Source organism: Acinetobacter sp. SwsAc6 (genome assembly GCF_013391565.1).
In the GTDB taxonomy this organism is placed as follows: domain Bacteria; phylum Pseudomonadota; class Gammaproteobacteria; order Pseudomonadales; family Moraxellaceae; genus Acinetobacter; species Acinetobacter cumulans.
The window spans coordinates 22,009-38,996 of sequence record NZ_JACAXE010000001.1 but is presented as its reverse complement, the minus strand read 5'-3'; the positions used below and the strand labels follow the sequence as shown (position 1 = coordinate 38,996).

At 41.5% G+C, this 16,988-nt stretch carries 18 protein-coding genes; 7 read left to right on the top strand and 11 right to left on the bottom strand.

Annotated features, from left to right (window positions below; genetic code table 11):
* Positions 1-1,104, bottom strand: coding sequence for an LPS export ABC transporter permease LptF (lptF, locus tag HYG93_RS00185; protein ID WP_106983861.1), 1,104 nt, complete (start codon positions 1,102-1,104; stop codon positions 1-3).
* 159 nt (positions 1,105-1,263) lie between these two features.
* Between lptF and HYG93_RS00180 the strand changes: the two genes are divergently transcribed.
* From HYG93_RS00180 to HYG93_RS00165, 4 genes are all read left to right on the top strand, one after another.
* The gene (locus HYG93_RS00180; protein WP_106983860.1) at positions 1,264-2,712 is read left to right on the top strand and encodes a leucyl aminopeptidase; all 1,449 of its coding nucleotides are present in this window, start codon (positions 1,264-1,266) and stop codon (positions 2,710-2,712) included.
* Positions 2,705-3,112: a DNA polymerase III subunit chi gene (locus tag HYG93_RS00175; RefSeq protein WP_106983859.1), complete on the top strand. Its 408-nt coding sequence runs from the start codon at positions 2,705-2,707 to the stop codon at positions 3,110-3,112. The genes HYG93_RS00180 and HYG93_RS00175 overlap by 8 nt, the downstream gene beginning before the upstream one ends.
* Before the next feature lie 36 nt (positions 3,113-3,148).
* Positions 3,149-3,778 carry a hypothetical protein gene (locus HYG93_RS00170; protein WP_106983858.1) on the top strand — a complete coding sequence of 210 codons (630 nt, stop codon included), beginning with the start codon at positions 3,149-3,151 and terminating at the stop codon, positions 3,776-3,778.
* Between the two features lie 118 nt (positions 3,779-3,896).
* Positions 3,897-4,112, top strand: coding sequence for a hypothetical protein (locus HYG93_RS00165; protein WP_106983857.1), 216 nt, complete (start codon positions 3,897-3,899; stop codon positions 4,110-4,112).
* Positions 4,113-4,170: 58 nt separating this feature from the next.
* Here HYG93_RS00165 and HYG93_RS00160 read toward each other — a convergent pair whose 3' ends face one another.
* The 7 genes from HYG93_RS00160 to glnK form a co-directional block, all read right to left on the bottom strand.
* Positions 4,171-4,719 carry a VTT domain-containing protein gene (locus tag HYG93_RS00160; protein ID WP_106983856.1) on the bottom strand — a complete coding sequence of 183 codons (549 nt, stop codon included), beginning with the start codon at positions 4,717-4,719 and terminating at the stop codon, positions 4,171-4,173.
* Positions 4,720-4,830: 111 nt separating this feature from the next.
* Positions 4,831-5,490: a riboflavin synthase gene (locus HYG93_RS00155; RefSeq protein WP_120363868.1), complete on the bottom strand. Its 660-nt coding sequence runs from the start codon at positions 5,488-5,490 to the stop codon at positions 4,831-4,833.
* A gap of 24 nt (positions 5,491-5,514) precedes the next feature.
* Entirely contained in the window at positions 5,515-6,813 is a 1,299-nt protein-coding gene (locus HYG93_RS00150; RefSeq protein ID WP_106983854.1) for a DNA adenine methylase, read from the bottom strand.
* Complete coding sequence (gene ribD, locus HYG93_RS00145; RefSeq protein ID WP_106983853.1) at positions 6,810-7,892, bottom strand: bifunctional diaminohydroxyphosphoribosylaminopyrimidine deaminase/5-amino-6-(5-phosphoribosylamino)uracil reductase RibD; 1,083 nt, start codon at positions 7,890-7,892, stop codon at positions 6,810-6,812. The genes HYG93_RS00150 and ribD overlap by 4 nt, the downstream gene beginning before the upstream one ends.
* A gap of 26 nt (positions 7,893-7,918) precedes the next feature.
* On the bottom strand, positions 7,919-8,377 hold the full coding sequence (nrdR, locus tag HYG93_RS00140; protein WP_106983852.1) for a transcriptional regulator NrdR: 459 nt from the start codon (positions 8,375-8,377) through the stop codon (positions 7,919-7,921).
* Between the two features lie 152 nt (positions 8,378-8,529).
* Entirely contained in the window at positions 8,530-9,927 is a 1,398-nt protein-coding gene (locus HYG93_RS00135; RefSeq protein ID WP_106983851.1) for an ammonium transporter, read from the bottom strand.
* Between the two features lie 62 nt (positions 9,928-9,989).
* Complete coding sequence (glnK, locus tag HYG93_RS00130; protein ID WP_004650081.1) at positions 9,990-10,328, bottom strand: P-II family nitrogen regulator; 339 nt, start codon at positions 10,326-10,328, stop codon at positions 9,990-9,992.
* 274 nt (positions 10,329-10,602) lie between these two features.
* Here glnK and HYG93_RS00125 point away from each other — a divergent pair, with 274 nt between their 5' ends.
* A complete protein-coding gene (locus tag HYG93_RS00125) occupies positions 10,603-10,842 on the top strand; it encodes an accessory factor UbiK family protein (RefSeq protein ID WP_120363867.1) in 240 nt (79 codons plus the stop codon).
* Positions 10,843-10,897: 55 nt separating this feature from the next.
* The gene (locus tag HYG93_RS00120; protein ID WP_120363866.1) at positions 10,898-12,382 is read left to right on the top strand and encodes a YifB family Mg chelatase-like AAA ATPase; all 1,485 of its coding nucleotides are present in this window, start codon (positions 10,898-10,900) and stop codon (positions 12,380-12,382) included.
* 105 nt (positions 12,383-12,487) lie between these two features.
* On the opposite strand, the gene HYG93_RS00115 is transcribed toward HYG93_RS00120, so the two are convergent.
* Both HYG93_RS00115 and HYG93_RS00110 read right to left on the bottom strand, forming a co-directional pair.
* Positions 12,488-13,252: a TorF family putative porin gene (locus HYG93_RS00115; RefSeq protein ID WP_106983848.1), complete on the bottom strand. Its 765-nt coding sequence runs from the start codon at positions 13,250-13,252 to the stop codon at positions 12,488-12,490.
* A gap of 372 nt (positions 13,253-13,624) precedes the next feature.
* A complete protein-coding gene (locus HYG93_RS00110) occupies positions 13,625-14,395 on the bottom strand; it encodes a TorF family putative porin (protein WP_120363865.1) in 771 nt (256 codons plus the stop codon).
* A 569-nt stretch (positions 14,396-14,964) separates the two neighbouring features.
* On the opposite strand from HYG93_RS00110, the gene HYG93_RS00105 reads away from it, so the two are divergent.
* Positions 14,965-16,275: an OprD family outer membrane porin gene (locus tag HYG93_RS00105; RefSeq protein ID WP_120363864.1), complete on the top strand. Its 1,311-nt coding sequence runs from the start codon at positions 14,965-14,967 to the stop codon at positions 16,273-16,275.
* Between the two features lie 102 nt (positions 16,276-16,377).
* Here HYG93_RS00105 and ppa read toward each other — a convergent pair whose 3' ends face one another.
* Positions 16,378-16,914 carry an inorganic diphosphatase gene (ppa, locus tag HYG93_RS00100; protein ID WP_106983845.1) on the bottom strand — a complete coding sequence of 179 codons (537 nt, stop codon included), beginning with the start codon at positions 16,912-16,914 and terminating at the stop codon, positions 16,378-16,380.
* Between the last annotated feature and the right edge of the window lie 74 nt (positions 16,915-16,988).

The following is a 16,988-nucleotide window of genomic DNA, read 5'->3' as shown; positions in this document are numbered from 1 at the left end:
TTACGACCTCACTCGCTGAATCTGTTTCTTAATTTTAGGTGCCAATTTTTGTTTACGCGAAAAGAGTGCGGCTGCCACGGCGTACACCAACAGCACCAATGGATAAGCGAAGATGCCCATCTCCCCTTTCGATATTCGCGTTTTAATCGCCATAAGTGCAACAATTAAGCTGGCAAAAATTAGTAAAGCGGGGAAAAGTTTTAAGTAGCGTCCTTGGCGTGGGCTCACTTCAGATAAAGCGGTTGCTAACATCAATGCCACCACAATTGAAAATGGCACGAATATACGCCAACCTAACTCACTCGCAACTACAGCATCATCACGGCTATGCCACAGTTGTGACATCGGCAATGCTTCAACTTCAGTACTTTCAAATTGCGCTTCTTTGTTATTTTCTAAGCGTAAACGATAAGTTTGAAACTCCACTTGCGAATAACGTGGTCGCCCAGGGTAAATTTCATAACGACGCCCTTCGACCAAATCCACGACATTGGCGCCATCATTATCTTCAACATCCACACGAGTTGCTTCTTTGGCCAAAATAATCACGTCAGGTTTATCTGGTTTAGCTGAGCGCTGATAAAAGAAAATGTCTTTTAAATTTTTGCGGTCTTCAGATAAGTCACCTGCATAAATAGTATATGGCCCCGAAGGAATAAACTCTTTAGGACGGACCAAGTCAAAACCTGCACGTACTGCTTGTGTGGTGGTCAATGCTTCGAACTGACGTAATCCCCAAGGTGAGGCCCACATCATTAAAAACATTTGTGCTACCAGAAAAACCGCTGTCATTGGCACTAAAATTCGCGCCAATTGGTTGCGACTGACACCGCTACTATTCATGACGGCCATTTCATGGTCGACATACATACGCCCAAAAACCAGCATGAGCGCAATAAAAAAGCCCAGTGGAAGAATTAAGGTGAGAAATTCAGGTAAGCGATAACCAATAATGCTAAATAAAATTCCCGCATCCAAACGGCCTTGCGCTGCGACGCCAAAATACTTGATTAGCCGGCCGCCCATCATGATTAAGGTCAGTAAAGCAATCACTACCAAGGACGTCGACACAACTTGCTTGACCAAATAACGCCGAATAATCAAATTAATTCTTCCAGAAAATTGGGTAATAAAGACTAGCGCTATTTTACCCGAATGTTGAAAATATAAAACCTATACCCATGTTGCACATTGAAACTCTATTCATGAAAATGTTTCAATGGTTTAATGGTTTGCAAATTTTAAAAGGCATGAATTCCGCATATGAAACTCACTATTAATACGTCATTCCAAGAGAATGCGTCTAGCCAATTTTTGTTGATATTAGTAGATTCTGAGCAGCTTCAAAATGCTTCAACTTTATACAAAATCAATGACTTAGATAATATTATAGAAGCAGCACAATTTAAAGCAAGCTTCAATGAAAGTTTAGCGCTCAATGGTGTTGTCGCTGAAAGTCGCATGTGTAGCTTAGTGGGGCTTGCAAAATCGACTGAACTCAATCCTGCGAAACTCGCGAAATTAGCTCAAACGATTATCAAAACTTCACAAAAAAAATTCAAACAGATCAGTGTTGATATTTCAGCCTTACCACAAGAGCTACACTATTTATTTGCATTAAGCCTAACGCAAGCAGGCTATGCATTTGATGAATACAAATCGAAAAAAAATGAGTTTGCATTGGAGCAAGTGAATCTCATCACAGCATCAAGCCCACTGACAGACACACAGTTACAATTGGTACATGCCATCCAATCAGGTCAAAGCCTTGCACGTAACCTTGGCAACCGCCCTGGTAACATCTGCTTCCCAGAATATTTAGCCGATCAAGCCTTGGCGCTTGCTGCTGAATTTCCAGAGCTACTCAAAGTTACGGTACTTGATGAGCAACAAATTGCTGACCTTGGCATGGGTGCATTCCTTGCGGTAAGCAAAGGTTCAGATCGTCCAGGTCGTATTATCACACTTGAATATCAAGCACAGCGTAGTGAAGCACCTGTCGTTTTAGTGGGTAAAGGTATTACCTTTGATACAGGCGGCATTTCACTTAAACCAGGCGCTGGCATGGATGAAATGAAATACGATATGTGTGGCGCAGCCTCTGTACTGGGTACACTTCGTGCGCTCTGTGAAGCGAAACTGCCATTACATGTTGTCGGTGCGATTGCAGCTGCGGAAAATATGCCATCTGGCCACGCTACACGCCCAGGTGACATTGTGACTACAATGAGTGGCCAAACGGTTGAAATTTTAAATACCGATGCCGAAGGCCGTTTAGTGCTGTGCGATACACTGACCTATGTCAAACGCTTTAACCCTGCCCTTGTGATTGATATTGCAACATTAACGGGTGCATGTGTGGTTGCACTTGGCTCAGTACTTACAGGTATGTTCAGTTCAGATGATCAATTGGCTGCCGACTTAGTGGCTGCAGGTCAAACCGCATTTGACCGTGTATGGCGCATGCCAGTCATTGAAGACTACCAAGAACAACTCGACTCACCTTTTGCTGATATTGCCAACATTGGTGGCCCTAAAGCAGGTGCAGTGACTGCAGCATGTTTCTTGCAACGTTTTACACGTGACTACCGCTGGGCGCATTTAGACATCGCAGGCAGTGCATGGAACTCAGGTGCAAATAAAGGTGCGACAGGTCGCCCTGTGCCGTTATTGGTTCAATTCCTCGCAAATCGCGTTGTAACGAATGGCTAAAATTAGCTTTTATTTGTTTGAAAAGAGTCCCGAACGGCAGGTCGAAAGTGCCTGCCGTTTAAGTCGTAAAATCCTTCGTCAATCTGCACGTATTTGGTTTTACTGCAGTGACCAAGGCTTAAGACAACAGTTGGATGAACGCTTGTGGACTTTTGACGAAGCCAGCTTCATCCCGCATGGCATAGACCAACCCCATGCACCCGTGTGCATTTCAGAGCATTTGCCAGAGCAAGATGACTGGATTGTATTTAATTTTAACAATCAAGCGCTTGAACAATGTTCACATTTTAGTCACATTATTGAAATTATAGAAAATAATGACGACGCCAAAATAATTGGCCGTGAAAAGTTTAAACAATACCGTCGTTTAGGCATAGCACCACAAACCTATAAGCTTTAACACGACTTTTAATTACTCATACAAGGAGATGCTGCAATGGCATTAAATGTTGGTCCCGATTTTAAACAGCGCTGGTTAAACGTGCCTGATGCTGTACGTCAGACCTTTATTGATGACCTCAGCCGCATCTGTGATGTGCTGAAGCCAGAAAGTCAAATTCAGGAATGGCTGATCACCGACCAAAAGCAACAGCAAATGTCCTTTGAGATTATTGAAGAAGCTTATGCCAAGCGCAAAGCGGAATTAATTGAAGAAGCACGTTTGCGTAAACAGCTCGCACTTGAAAGAAAACTGGATAAAAAACGTGCTGAACAATTGGCTTATGTTGAACGACTGAAACAAGATGAAATTCGCCAATATGCTGAGCAGAGCCAAACCCTCGCGCTGATTCGTCAAAATATTGACCGTGAAATTCAGACTTATACGGCACGCTATCATAAAAACCCTGAAGGTATTGCCTTCAATTTTGCCCAAAACTTATCTATACCTGACCATGCCATGTTGTCAGAATTAGAAAGTGTTCGTGTTCGTTTAGAGCTTGAGGCAGACAGCCTGATTGAAAAGTCAGTCAATGCATTTCGTGCAGAACTCAAAGCTGCAGCCCAAGAAGAAATTGAATATATTTTAAAAAATTCAAATTTTTCAGATAAAAAAATTGAATCTTAAAATCAACTTAAAAAATTCTTTGGGATAGATTATTTGTCATCAAACTGACACATGATTGCAACAAAATGTTCATAGGCCAGCCTTAAGCCTGGCCACATCCTTTCATCAGGAGTCTAAAATGGACATCTTAAGCGACATTACTCAAAAAATTTCGGCATTGCCGACTGGGGAAACTTGGGAAATTTCGGCACGCTCACTATGGCTGAGCCACTCCGACTTTCACTCCATTCGTATTTTTTTAACACGTGAAGCTGAAAAAGGGTTATTTTCAATTCAAAATATTGACCACATGACATCTGATGCCACTGCATCACTGCAAGTCATCAAACATTAATACAGTAAAAAGCCTGCAACATTGCAGGCTTTCAATTTTTTGATCCGTCACCAATCCGTTAGGGAATCAGCTCCGCCACCGCCGAGACTGTATGACCTAAGCCATAACCAATTCCCAATAGCAACCCAATCCAAATCAGACCACCTACCACATTATAAAAGCTAAACATGGCAAAATTCATGTGCGCCGAACCTGCTGCAAAAGGTGCAAATGAACGTACAAACGGAACAAAACGTGCGACTAAAATGGTTTTGCCACCATGCTTCATAAAATAACGATTGGTTTTTGCTAAATATTCTGGCTTAAAGTAACGATTATGCTGATTGAAGTATTTGAGTCCCAATACACTTCCCGTGTAGTAATTCACGCTATATCCCAATACCGATGCAATAAACAAAAGTAGGATCATATAATGTAAATGTATTAGTTCTGTTGTTGAGCACAGCGCACCAATCGCCAGCAACAAACTGTCTCCTGGCAAGAAAAACATAAATACTGAACCAGTTTCTGCAAAAATCACCAAAAATAAAATGGCATAAATCCACAAACCGTATTGCTCTAACAGCATGGGCAACCATTGTTCTAAATTCAGTAAAAAATCAATCATCAACCCAATCCAATTTCTGCAATCACGTTCATCACGAGCGCATTATGACCTAAAATAAAAAAAACAGTCCAATTTTTCAATCAAACTGTTCGTTTTTACCGCTTTATTTTTTTATCTTAGGAAACCATTTTCAGCCAAAAAATCGAGACTAATTTTAGATTCTGCCTTGGCTTCTGCTGCTTTATCTCCCAGCAATAAGCGCTCAATATAACGTGCCAACACATCAACTTCTAAATTCACACGCGTGCCTGCTTTCCATGTACCAATATTGGTACGCTCAGCAGTATGTGGAATTAAATTTAAACTCAATACATTGCCATTGAGATGATTGATGGTCAGGCTAATACCATCGACTGTAATTGAACCTTTTTCTGCTAAATATTTTGCCACTTCAGCAGGTGCAGTCACTTCAAAATACAATGAGCGTGCATCTGAGCGTACTAAGGTAATTTCACCGACGACATCAACATGACCAGAGACAATATGCCCGCCAAAACGCGTGGTCGGAAGCATTGCTTTTTCAACATTCACAGGCTGGCCTACTTGCCATGCGCCCAAAGTTGTTCGATTCAAACTTTCACGTGAAACGTCGGCTGCATACCAATTTGAGCCCCAATCAATGACGGTTAAGCAGATCCCATTGGTTGCGATTGAATCGCCTAAATGCACATCCGACATATCCAATTCAGTTTGAATGCGTAAACGTACATCGCCCCCAACATTTTGGATACTTTCGACCTGACCTAAACTTTCAATAATGCCTGTAAACATACGCTTCTCTAAATTGTATTTGTTTTACCACAATGCCAATTGTGTGCTGACATCGGTTGTATCTACCCCGCCAAGCTCTGCAAAATGATGCAACTGCCCAAGTAATTGGCGTATTGGTGGGCCTGACTTTGCATGCGTATCTGTAATCACAATAAATTCCAGTACACGTGCACGCTCAGACTGACGCTGTTTACTCACACGATAACGTGGTACATCTTGTGTTAATAAGGTCACACGGCCACGTTTTAAATTGGCTTGCAACAAGTCTGTCGCACTAATATTTCCATCCGTTGAATAGCTAGTCAAAATATAACGTGCATTAATTGTTTCGACTAATTTTTCATAAGCTTCTTGGGCATGCTTAGACGAGTTATAGGGACTCGGACGCTCTTTACGCCATGCACGGTCAATACCACTTTTAAAGCCTTTGGTATCTGGTGTAGGTAAATCTACCTGATCCCACAAAGTCAGCGCATTAAGTACATGATAGTTAGAACTATACGCATGTTGGTTATAAGGTGGATCTAAATAAGCCACATCCACTTCAAAGCCACTCATTTGATTTGCCAAATGTTGTGCATCAACACACCACATCTCAGCGGCAGGCTTTTTCGGATCACCCAATTCACAAAAACGACTTGGCGTTAACCACAATAAAGATTCAATACGCTCTAATGCAGTCTGTGTTTTACCGCCCCAACCATGGTGGAAGCTTTTAAACACCCCTGAAGTATTTGATACAAAACTTGCCGAATATAATAAAGGCGCCAACAGTGCCGACATTTCGACGTCATTAATTGCACCTTGAGTTTGCCAAGTGGCAATTTGCTGGCGAATAGCATCAATACGCATACCATTACGGCGTTTAAAGAACAAACGGTCACGGCTAGGATCGTAAATCTCATCATTACGCGGGCACAAATTATGCGTCACCCAACCCTTCACTTCAGGTAGGCGATTAAGATAATCAATAGCTTTTTGATAGCCACCCAATTCTTTAAATGTAGGTGCTTCAACGCAAGATAATACTGCGCTATTTAATGCATGACTATATGGTTCCCAGTCATTGGCAATCACACGATAACCATTTTGTCGTGCTAAGCGTGAAACTACACCTGAGCCTGCAAAAAAATCGGCAAAAATAGGTGCTCGACCATCTTCACGATTCAATGTGCCTGTTTGCTCAAGGGCTTCTAAAATCAAATGCAGTAAACGACGTTTGTTCCCTAAGTACGGCACCAATTGATGAAAAAGATATTCATCTGTGGTACGTGCTGCATGGCGACGTTTATGATAAACCGTAGACGTAGACTCTGTACTCATACTGACTCTGGAATAAGGCTCAAGCGAACATCTTGACCGAATTGGGCAACATGTTTGAGCTTAAAGCGAAGTTGTTCTGCCATCACACTAAATTCAGCATTAAACATGGCACGTGCTGACGACCCTAAAAAGGTCGGCGCAACATAACTAATAATTTCATCTACCAGTTTTTCTTGTAAAAAGGCAGTCGATAATGTTGCACCTGCTTCTACCAACACGTCATAAATTTGATACTGCTGCGCAAGAAGCGAGATTAAATCCGTTAAAGGTTGAACCTCGATTTGTTCTACACCTAAATCTGCAAGTTCCTGACGATATGGCCCCATGACCATTAAAGTTTCAGGCTGTTCACATAGTTTAGCCGTTAAAGCTAAGCGACCTTGACGGTCTAAGACTAAACGCTTGGGTTGTACAACTGTGTTGAGATCTATATCTGCTGATAATTGGCGTACATTTAACTGGCAATCATCCGCCAATACCGTTTCAATTCCTGTAATGACCACACCCGAAATTGCCCGCCAATGTTGTACATCTAAGCGTGCTTCTGGGCCTGTAATCCACTTTGACTCACCCGAAGCCATCGCAGTACGACCATCCAAACTCGATGCAACTTTCAAACGTACATAAGGCTGACCTGTCGCCATGGCTTTCAAAAAGCCCAAGTTAAGCTGGTGGGCTTCTGCTTCACATACCCCAACTTCAACCTCAATACCCGCATCTTTTAAAATTTGAACGCCTTTACCCGCAACCAATGGATTCGGGTCTGGACAAGCCACAACTACTTTTGCAACACCTGCTTCAACCAAACCTTTGGCACATGGAGGCGTACGTCCAAAATGCGCGCAAGGTTCTAGAGTCACATAAGCCGTCGCACCTTGGGCTAAAGCGCCAGCTTCACGCATGGCAAACACTTCTGCATGCGGTTGCCCCGCTTTAGGATGAAAACCTGCACCCACCTGCTGGCCGTCTTTTACCAATACACAACCAACATTGGGATTTGGGCGTGTCGAGTATTGCCCAAGCTGTGCCAATGCAATCGCACGTTGCATCCATATTTGGTCTGGGCTCAGCTCTGACATGTTGTGCGTATTCCTATATCTTTCACTTACTGATCGCGGTGTTGCATCTGTTCGATTTGACGACGAAATGCTTCCACATCTTGGAAATCTTGATAAACCGATGCAAATCGTACATAAGCCACATGATCTAAGGCAAATAAAGACTGCATGACAATTTCACCAATGGTTCGTGATTTCACATCTCGCTCGCCTAAACGACGAATTTGCAGTTGAATGTCACTCAATACTGTTTCAATTTGTTCTTGAGTCACGGGACGTTTTTGTAAAGCATGTAGCAATGAGCGTCTTAATTTGGCCTCATCAAAAGGCTCATTTTTACCATCTGACTTAATAACACGTGGCATAACCACTTCATAACTTTCAAAAGTCGTAAAACGCTCGCCACAACAAATACATTCACGGCGTCGGCGAATTTGACAGCCTTCAGCAGCCAAGCGCGAATCAATCACTTTACTGTCTGCAGCGTTGCAAAATGGACAATGCATAGCGGGTTAATTGAACAATTTTGAATGGCCTCAGAGTGTAGCAAAAATTCTGAGCTTTGTAGAGCATTACGCAACATATAGAAAAAAAACAGCCCTTTCGGGCTGTTTTACACAATATATTGATATTAGATCATCAGTATAATGTCGAATTATTATTCTACACGTTCGCCATGTTGGCTTAAGTCTAGACCCATGCGTTCGTCATCAGCTTCAACGCGGATACCAATCACAAGATCAATCACTTTAAGAATAATGAATGTTAATACTGCAGAGTAAGCGACGGTTGCAAGTACACCTTCTACTTGTACCCATAATTGATGCATCACGTCTGTTGGTGCTTTATCGCCCATGATGAAAGAGCTGGCAAAGAATGCTGTCAAAATCGCACCCACAATACCGCCTACACCGTGCAAACCAAATGCATCAAGTGAATCGTCGGCTTTTAATACGCGTTTTAATGCGGTAATACCCCAGAAGCATACTACACCACCAATCAAGCCCATTGCTAAGGCACCGCCTACAGTGACAAAACCTGCAGCTGGTGTAATCACCACTAGACCTGCAACCGCACCAGATGCACCACCAAGTACCGATGATTTACCACGAACCACTTTTTCAGTGATGAGCCATGCAATAGCTGCTGCTGCTGCTGCCACTTGTGTCACTACGAGTGCATAACCAGCTGAACCATTTGCACCTAATGCAGAACCACCGTTAAAACCAAACCAACCCACCCAAACTAAGCTTGCACCAATCACAGTTAAAGTTAAGTTGTGTGGTGCCATAGATTCACGACCTAGCCCCATACGTTTACCGAGCATGTATGCAGCCACTAAGCCTGCAACACCCGAGTTAATATGAACGACCGTACCACCAGCAAAGTCAAGCGCACCATCGTTACCTAACCAGCCACCACCCCACACCCAGTGTGTAATTGGGGCATAAACGATTACACTCCAAAGCGTAATGAACGCAACGAATGCACCAAACTTCATACGTTCTGCAATCGAACCGCTAATAATTGCAACGGTAATGATGGCAAACGTCATTTGGAAAATAACAAATAGAATTTCAGGGATTGTGCCTGTGAGTGCATCAGTGGTAATGCCTGAAAGCATCATTTTATCTAAACCACCAATGAAGGCATTTCCTGAGCTAAATGCGAGCGAATAACCAATAACAACCCATGTTAAGCTTACGATGCCAGCTGCTACAAAGCTATGTGCCATAGTGCTGAGTACGTTCTTTTTACGAACCATACCACCGTAGAATAATGCTAAACCTGGAATAGTCATTAATAAAACAAGTGCAGTAGACACTAAAATCCAAGCCGTATCACCTGTGTCCAGTTTTACTTCTTCTTTTGCTGGTGCTGGTGGAACTTCCACCGGTGCAACGGTTTCAGCGACTGGTGCCGCTGAAGTAGCCTCAGTTTCTACAACTGAAATTTCTTCTGTAGGTGTCGGCGCTGTTGCAGCTTCTTCAGCCCACGCAACAGAACCGCCTAAGAGTGCGCCAGATAGACTGAGCGCAAGCAACATCTTTTTCATTCGTATCCCCCAACCTAGTTTTTGTGAGTTATTAGGTACTCAGCAAACTTCGTGCCAATTAATTAGACAGCGTCAGCACCTGTTTCGCCGGTACGAATACGGATAACTTGTTCTAAGTTAGTCACGAAAATTTTACCGTCGCCAATTTTACCTGTGCTTGCAACACGGGTAATTGATTCAATCACTGAATCAACCATTTCATCACTAATCGCAATTTCAATTTTTACTTTAGGTAAAAAATCAACTACATACTCAGCACCACGGTACAATTCAGTATGACCTTTTTGACGGCCAAAACCTTTGACTTCAGTTACCGTGATCCCTTGAACACCAATTTCAGACAATGCTTCACGCACGTCATCTAATTTGAATGGTTTTACAATAGCAGTTACAAGTTTCATGTTTGTTTTCCTTCGGCTTATTTCACCTGTAAGGTTTTATGTTCAATTTTCATGCCAAAGTTACTAAGGTCGGGGGAAAATAGAAACTTTGAACACGAAGCTTATGTATAACCTATTTTATACGTTTAATTGCGTCTTGAACGCGAAAATTAGACGTTTTTACCATAAGAATTACGATTTTAAGTATCGATTCATACGATATAATCGGCCGAAGGCTATAGCCGAACCAGTGTGAATGCTACACTCGCTATTTTATGATTGGATTAGACATAAAATGATTGAAACCTTATTACAAGCTATTCTTGAGCAAATTGAACAACCCAAAAAAGATATTGAACACAATATACGAGCACTATTAAATGAAACTGTCAGCAAAATGGATTTGGTCTCACAAGCAGAGATTGAACGCCAACGTACAGCTTTAAATCATGCAAATTCACGCTTAGATGCCCTCTTGGCACACGTTGAGCAACTCGAAAAAGAATTACAGAACAAAAAAATAAGCACCAAATAGGTGCAGCAACAGACGCATAATGATTAAAAAAAACGCACTATAATGGAACAACAATATGTCTTTTGCCAAAATCTATACCCGAGGGCTCTTGGGCTTACATGCACCTTTAATTGAAGTAGAAGTGCATTTGAGTCAAGGCTTGCCCTCTTTAACTATTGTGGGACTACCAGAAGCCGCTGTTCGTGAGAGTAAAGACCGCGTCCGTTCTGCCATTATCAATAGTGGTTTTCAGTTTCCAAACAAGCGACTAACGATTAATTTAGCCCCAGCAGATCTCCCCAAAGATGGCTCTCGTTTAGACCTTCCGATTGCTTTAGGGATTTTGATTGCCTCTGGTCAATTGCCTGAACAGGCTGCAGAGGGGCTAGAATTTGTTGGCGAGTTGGCCCTCGATGGCCATTTACGCCCAATTACAGGCATCTTAAGTATCGCTATTGCCTGCCAACAACTGGGACATCCACTCATTGTGCCCCAACAAAATGCCGCTGAGGCTGCGCAGCTCCCTAATTTTGAAGTCTTTGCTGCAGGGCATTTAAATGAAGTATGTGCACATCTGGCCCAAAAAGCACCCATTACCGCCTATACAGCACCGAGAACATCCATTATAGGTCAATACAATTTTGACTTGGCCGATGTTAAAGGCCAACTTCGCCCACGACGTGCCCTCGAAATTGCCGCTGCAGGTGGACATTCATTATTGTTTAAAGGTCCACCAGGCACTGGAAAAACCCTATTGGCTTCACGTTTGGCAAGCATATTACCGCCACTGAATATGCAGGAAAACATTGAAGTCGCCAGTATTTATTCTATCGCCAATAGTCAGCATCATTTTGGACAACGCCCCTTTCGAGCCCCACACCATACGGCATCTGCAATTGCCTTAGTGGGAGGTGGTTCAAACCCAAAACCTGGGGAAATTACCTTGGCACATCTAGGGGTACTTTTTTTAGACGAACTCCCTGAGTTTGACCGCAAAGTCTTAGAAGTTTTAAGACAACCGCTGGAATCTAAAGAGATTGTCATTTCACGGGCATCACGCCAAATTACCTTTCCAGCCAACTTTCAGTTGGTGGCTGCCATGAACCCTTGCCCATGTGGTTATGCATTTAACCAAGATGCGCGTTGCCAGTGCTCACCCGATGCAATTAAACGCTATCAAAATCGGATTTCTGGGCCTTTACTCGACCGCATTGATCTGCATATTGATGTACCACCACTACATGCACATGAGTTAAATAATCAACAAGCTGTAGAAAACTCGACCACAGTTCGCGCACGTGTATTACAAGCCTACGAATATCAAATACAACGGCAAAATACGGTGAACATGGCACTTAGCCCTAAGCAATTAGAACAATTTGCCCAGCTGGATACGGCAGCGCAAAGCATCATGGCTATGGCCCAACAACGACTCAATTTATCGGCACGGGCCTATCATCGTGTTCTACGCGTTGCACGTACCATTGCAGACCTCGCACAGGCCGAGCAGATTCAAACGGCGCATTTAACAGAAGCCTTGTCCTATCGCAGTCCATCCTAATCAATCTTTGCTTAGCAAAAATACAATGCTAAAAAAGCCCTGAATACACAATGTATTCAGGGCTTTTGTTATAACTTATTAAAAGCTAGTTTACGCTGAGCTTTATTAGAAAGTCTTCGTTAGCGTAAATACTGCACCAGTTTCTACGCCACGCTCTTGAGCATGTGTGAAACCTTTAGTATCAATGTTTGTGCCCACTGCTGCCAATTCAGCCGTAGCACCTGGAATAGACTTAAAGCCATAGTTCACACCGACTTTCCAATCGATGTAATTATCATCGCCATTGAATGAATATTTTTTCTCATCATTTACAACAGTATAGCCAACACCTGCCACAGCGCCAAAGCCCGTATCACCAATGGGTGCCGAATAACCTGCAGTGAAATTCCAGCTACTGGTGTCGAATGCAGCATAATCATTGGTATAGTTAATGTTGGTGAGTAAGCTATCGCCCGACGTAAATACATCAGCAAAAGTTAATTTTCCATATAACTCCGCCCAATTTAAATCGCTTGCGCTTGGGTAGTTATAATAAACCACACCTACATCCAATACTGGCTTACTGCTAAAGCTTTCTAAAGTTGTTGCATAACCAATAGAAGGATCTAATTCTAAGCTTGGCGTACCTGAACCAAAGTTCACGCTTGAACCCCAAAGGCCAACATAAACACCTGACTCATGCGCTAAAGTAAAGCCTGCTTGTAATGCTGGATCTGTTTCTGTTTGTGTAATACCGCGGAAACGATAATCTGTTGTGATCGCTGCATTACCGCTAAAAGATAGACCAAATGGCATTGCAGCTTTATCTTCTGCCAATACAGCGCCAGATGTTGTTGCCAATACAGATACAGCTAATAGTTTTTTTAACATTTTAAATCCCCACCCGATTTTATTTTGAATACTCAACAGGGATTAGCAAGTGCTGTGCCAACTTTGAGTTCATAAATCTCAGCTCAGCATTCAAGTTGTTCTTTGAAATAAATAAAATATTGTTTTTTATTATTATTTATATAAAAAAATAAATCTTAATATCTAAAATCATATTTTTTCGATGCATCCATTTGGATAAGTCGACCAAAGTTTCAATGCGATGACAACATGTAACTATTTATATATTAAAGCGCCTTTAATGCACACTTTTTCATCAAAGTGTTGTAAAAATGCATAAAAAAAGTGCATAAATTCACATTTATGCACTCTACGCTCAAAAGCAATATGTTTTAGTCACATCATCGTTATGAACTAAAAATTATAGTTCAGGCCAACCAAGGTTGGATTATCAAATTTCTCACCCATACGATCTTTGCCTCCCCACACTTGTTCAACAAAAACGTCTGCACCTGTACTGCCTAAAGCTTTGCTTAAGCCTAAGCGAGCTTCATTAAAGCGGAAGCTTTTGCGTGTTTCTACAAAATCATCATCGCCATGATCATTATAAATGTAGGCAGCCACTAATGCTTTTGCAGTAACATCATAAGGAAGCGCATATTGATAACCCGCACTGACATATACATCGCCAGCATTGCCGTAATTCACATCAGATAGCAACACGCCTAAACCTAAGCTGAGGTCTTGGTAATTCAGTGTATTATTCAACTCTATGCCTGTGGTACGGCGCTTCGATGAACGATCATCGTTATAAACTGAACCACCGCCCTGATAAATATAAGCAGTTACTTGGCTACTATAGCTCCATTGATCATTTAATTGACCGCCATAGCCAATATAAACATCGTGTTCAAAGCCACTGTTTTGTGTTTCATCTGTGGGATCATAGCCCAACATTGAACCCCAATATCCCACAAATACACCACTTTGATGATCATATTGCACACCACCTTGTAGTGTCACATCATCATTTTCTTCACCACCACGGTAAATATATTTATTTACCACAGATACACTGCCTGAAATCGCATGAGGCTCTGCATCCGTCGTTTCTGCGGCCAAGCTTGGAAGTGCGTAAAATGAAAGTGCAATACATAACGCACGGCGTGGTGAAATGAATGGCATGATAGAGTCCCCCCAAATATTCAAATGTGCTATCGCATTTTTTCGTATCAATTTTCGTGCGAATTCTATTCTCACTTTACCATTGAGTAAAGTTCAGCAATTAAAAACAGCCTTGATATTTATAACAAAGCTTTAGATTTTTAATGCTGGTGCGAATATGAGTACAGATTTTAATGATTTATTTTATGTTATTTATCTCTATTTATTGAATACACGCTATGATTTAAATCATGGCGTTAAATTTTATTAAATATTCAATTTTTATTTTATAAAAATAGGATTAAGCAAAAAATTCAATACCTTATCAGTCACTCTATAGCTTAGTCGTCCCAGCAATGATAAGACTTACAAACCAGCGACTATTAAGCTCAATTATCTTTATGTTTTTACTCATTATTAAAAAAACATTTCCAATCTTTCTAATAGCTTAGAAATATCACAAATACTTCTTATCTAAAAAATGCATGACTTTAGTTGTATAAATTCAATAAAAGTAATGTATTTTTATAGAATACTTATACAATCGACATACCTTTTCACAACACTTTTTTGCATGAGGCTCTCTCCCAATGCTCAAATCAAAACAATTGACACTGGCTTTACTTGTAAATGCCTTTTTAATCTCCTCTGTATACGCGAGCAAACAAAGCGAAGCTAAAGGCTTTGTAGAAGATGCTGAAGGTACTGTGCTGTTCCGTACTGGTTTTATTGACCGTGACAAAAAAAATGGCGTACAAGATACCCGTTCTACAGCAGAATCAGCTATTTTCAATTTAGAGTCTGGCTATACTAAAGGCATCGTCGGTTTTGGTGTTGGCGTTGTTGGTGATGCATCCGTTAAATTGGGCGATAATAAACATGCAGGTAACGGCATGATTCCACGTGAAACAGGCCTAAATAGCAAAGGTCAGTTAACTAAAGGGGCTGGCGATACTTACGATCATTGGGCACGTGGTGGCGCAAATGTAAAAGCACGTTTTTCAAATACTGAAGTGCGTTACGGTACTCAAGTGTTAGACCTGCCTGTATTGGCCAGCAACACTGCGCGTATGGTACCTGAATACTTTGAAGGTACTTTAATTAAAAGCCGTGAAATTAAAAATTTAGAAGTTATTGCGGGTAAATTTACCAAAAACCAATACTCAGACCAAATCAGCACAGATGCCCGTCATTTGGACAGCGCTGTCGTTTGGGGTGCTAAATATAAGTTTGATGATCAACTGAATGCATCTTACTATGGCATGGATTCTAAAAATAAACTCGATCGCCATTACATCAATGCCAACTATACAATTCCTTTAGCTGAACAACGCTCTTTAACTTTAGACTTTAATGGCTATCACACAGAGTGGGACAAACAAGCAAGTACTTACTCATCTACAATTGGTAATGAAAATGTTGATGACCGTAGCAACAGTATTTGGTCACTTGCTGGTACGTTGAACCAAGGTGCTCACTCTGTAATGTTGGCTTACCAACAAAACACGGGTAACACAGGTTATGACTACGGCGAAAATGCTGATGGTGCGCAATCAATTTACGTTGCAAACTCATACTTATCAGACTTTATTGGTAACCACGAAAAATCAGCGCAAGTTCAATACAATTTGAACTTTGCTGACTATGGTATTCCTGGCTTGAACTGGACATCTGCTTATGTTTATGGATGGGATATTAAAGTTGCAGGCACTACAGAAGAAGGGAAAGAACAAGAGTTCTTCAACCAAGTGAAATACACAGTTCAATCTGGCTTTGCTAAAGATGCAAGCTTGCGTCTACGCAACTCAATCTATCGTGCAAATAATGCATACGATGGCGCATATATCGGTGACACCAATGAATGGCGTATCTTCTTAGACATCCCTGTAAAACTTTTCTAAGTTTGCAGCCTGTTTAAGATAGACATAAAAAAACCTGCATCATGATGCAGGTTTTTTTGGCCTAATCAAAATTAAACTGATCCAGCCTCATTCCAAATGGAATTATTTATTTGCTTCTTGGTATGCAGCAATTGAGCTTAACACTTCTTGTTTTGCAACATCAGCGCCTTCCCAACCACTTAACTTAACCCATTTTCCTGGCTCTAAGTCTTTGTAGTGTTGGAAGAAATGTTCAATCTGGCTGATCAATAACGGAGGAAGATCAGTATATTCTTGAATATCTTTATAAATTGGAGTCAATTTGTCGTGTGGAACTGCAACAAGTTTCGCATCTACACCACCGTCATCTTCCATATTCAATTTGCCCACTGGACGGCAACGAATTACAGAACCTGGCTCAACTGGGTGTGGAGTTACAACCAATACATCTAGTGGGTCACCATCAAGTGACAATGTATTTGGTACATAACCGTAGTTTGCTGGGTAGAACATTGCTGTACCCATGAAACGGTCTACAAACAAAGCATCAGAATCTTTGTCAATTTCGTATTTGATTGGTGCTGCATTTGCAGGAATTTCAATAATTACATAGATGTCGTTTGGTGCATCTTTACCCGCAGGGATATTGCTGTAGCTCATAGCATCACTCTTTAAACTAGTTAAATCTTTTTAAACCGACATAATTATAACGGTTTTTGTTTCATTTTTTGTGA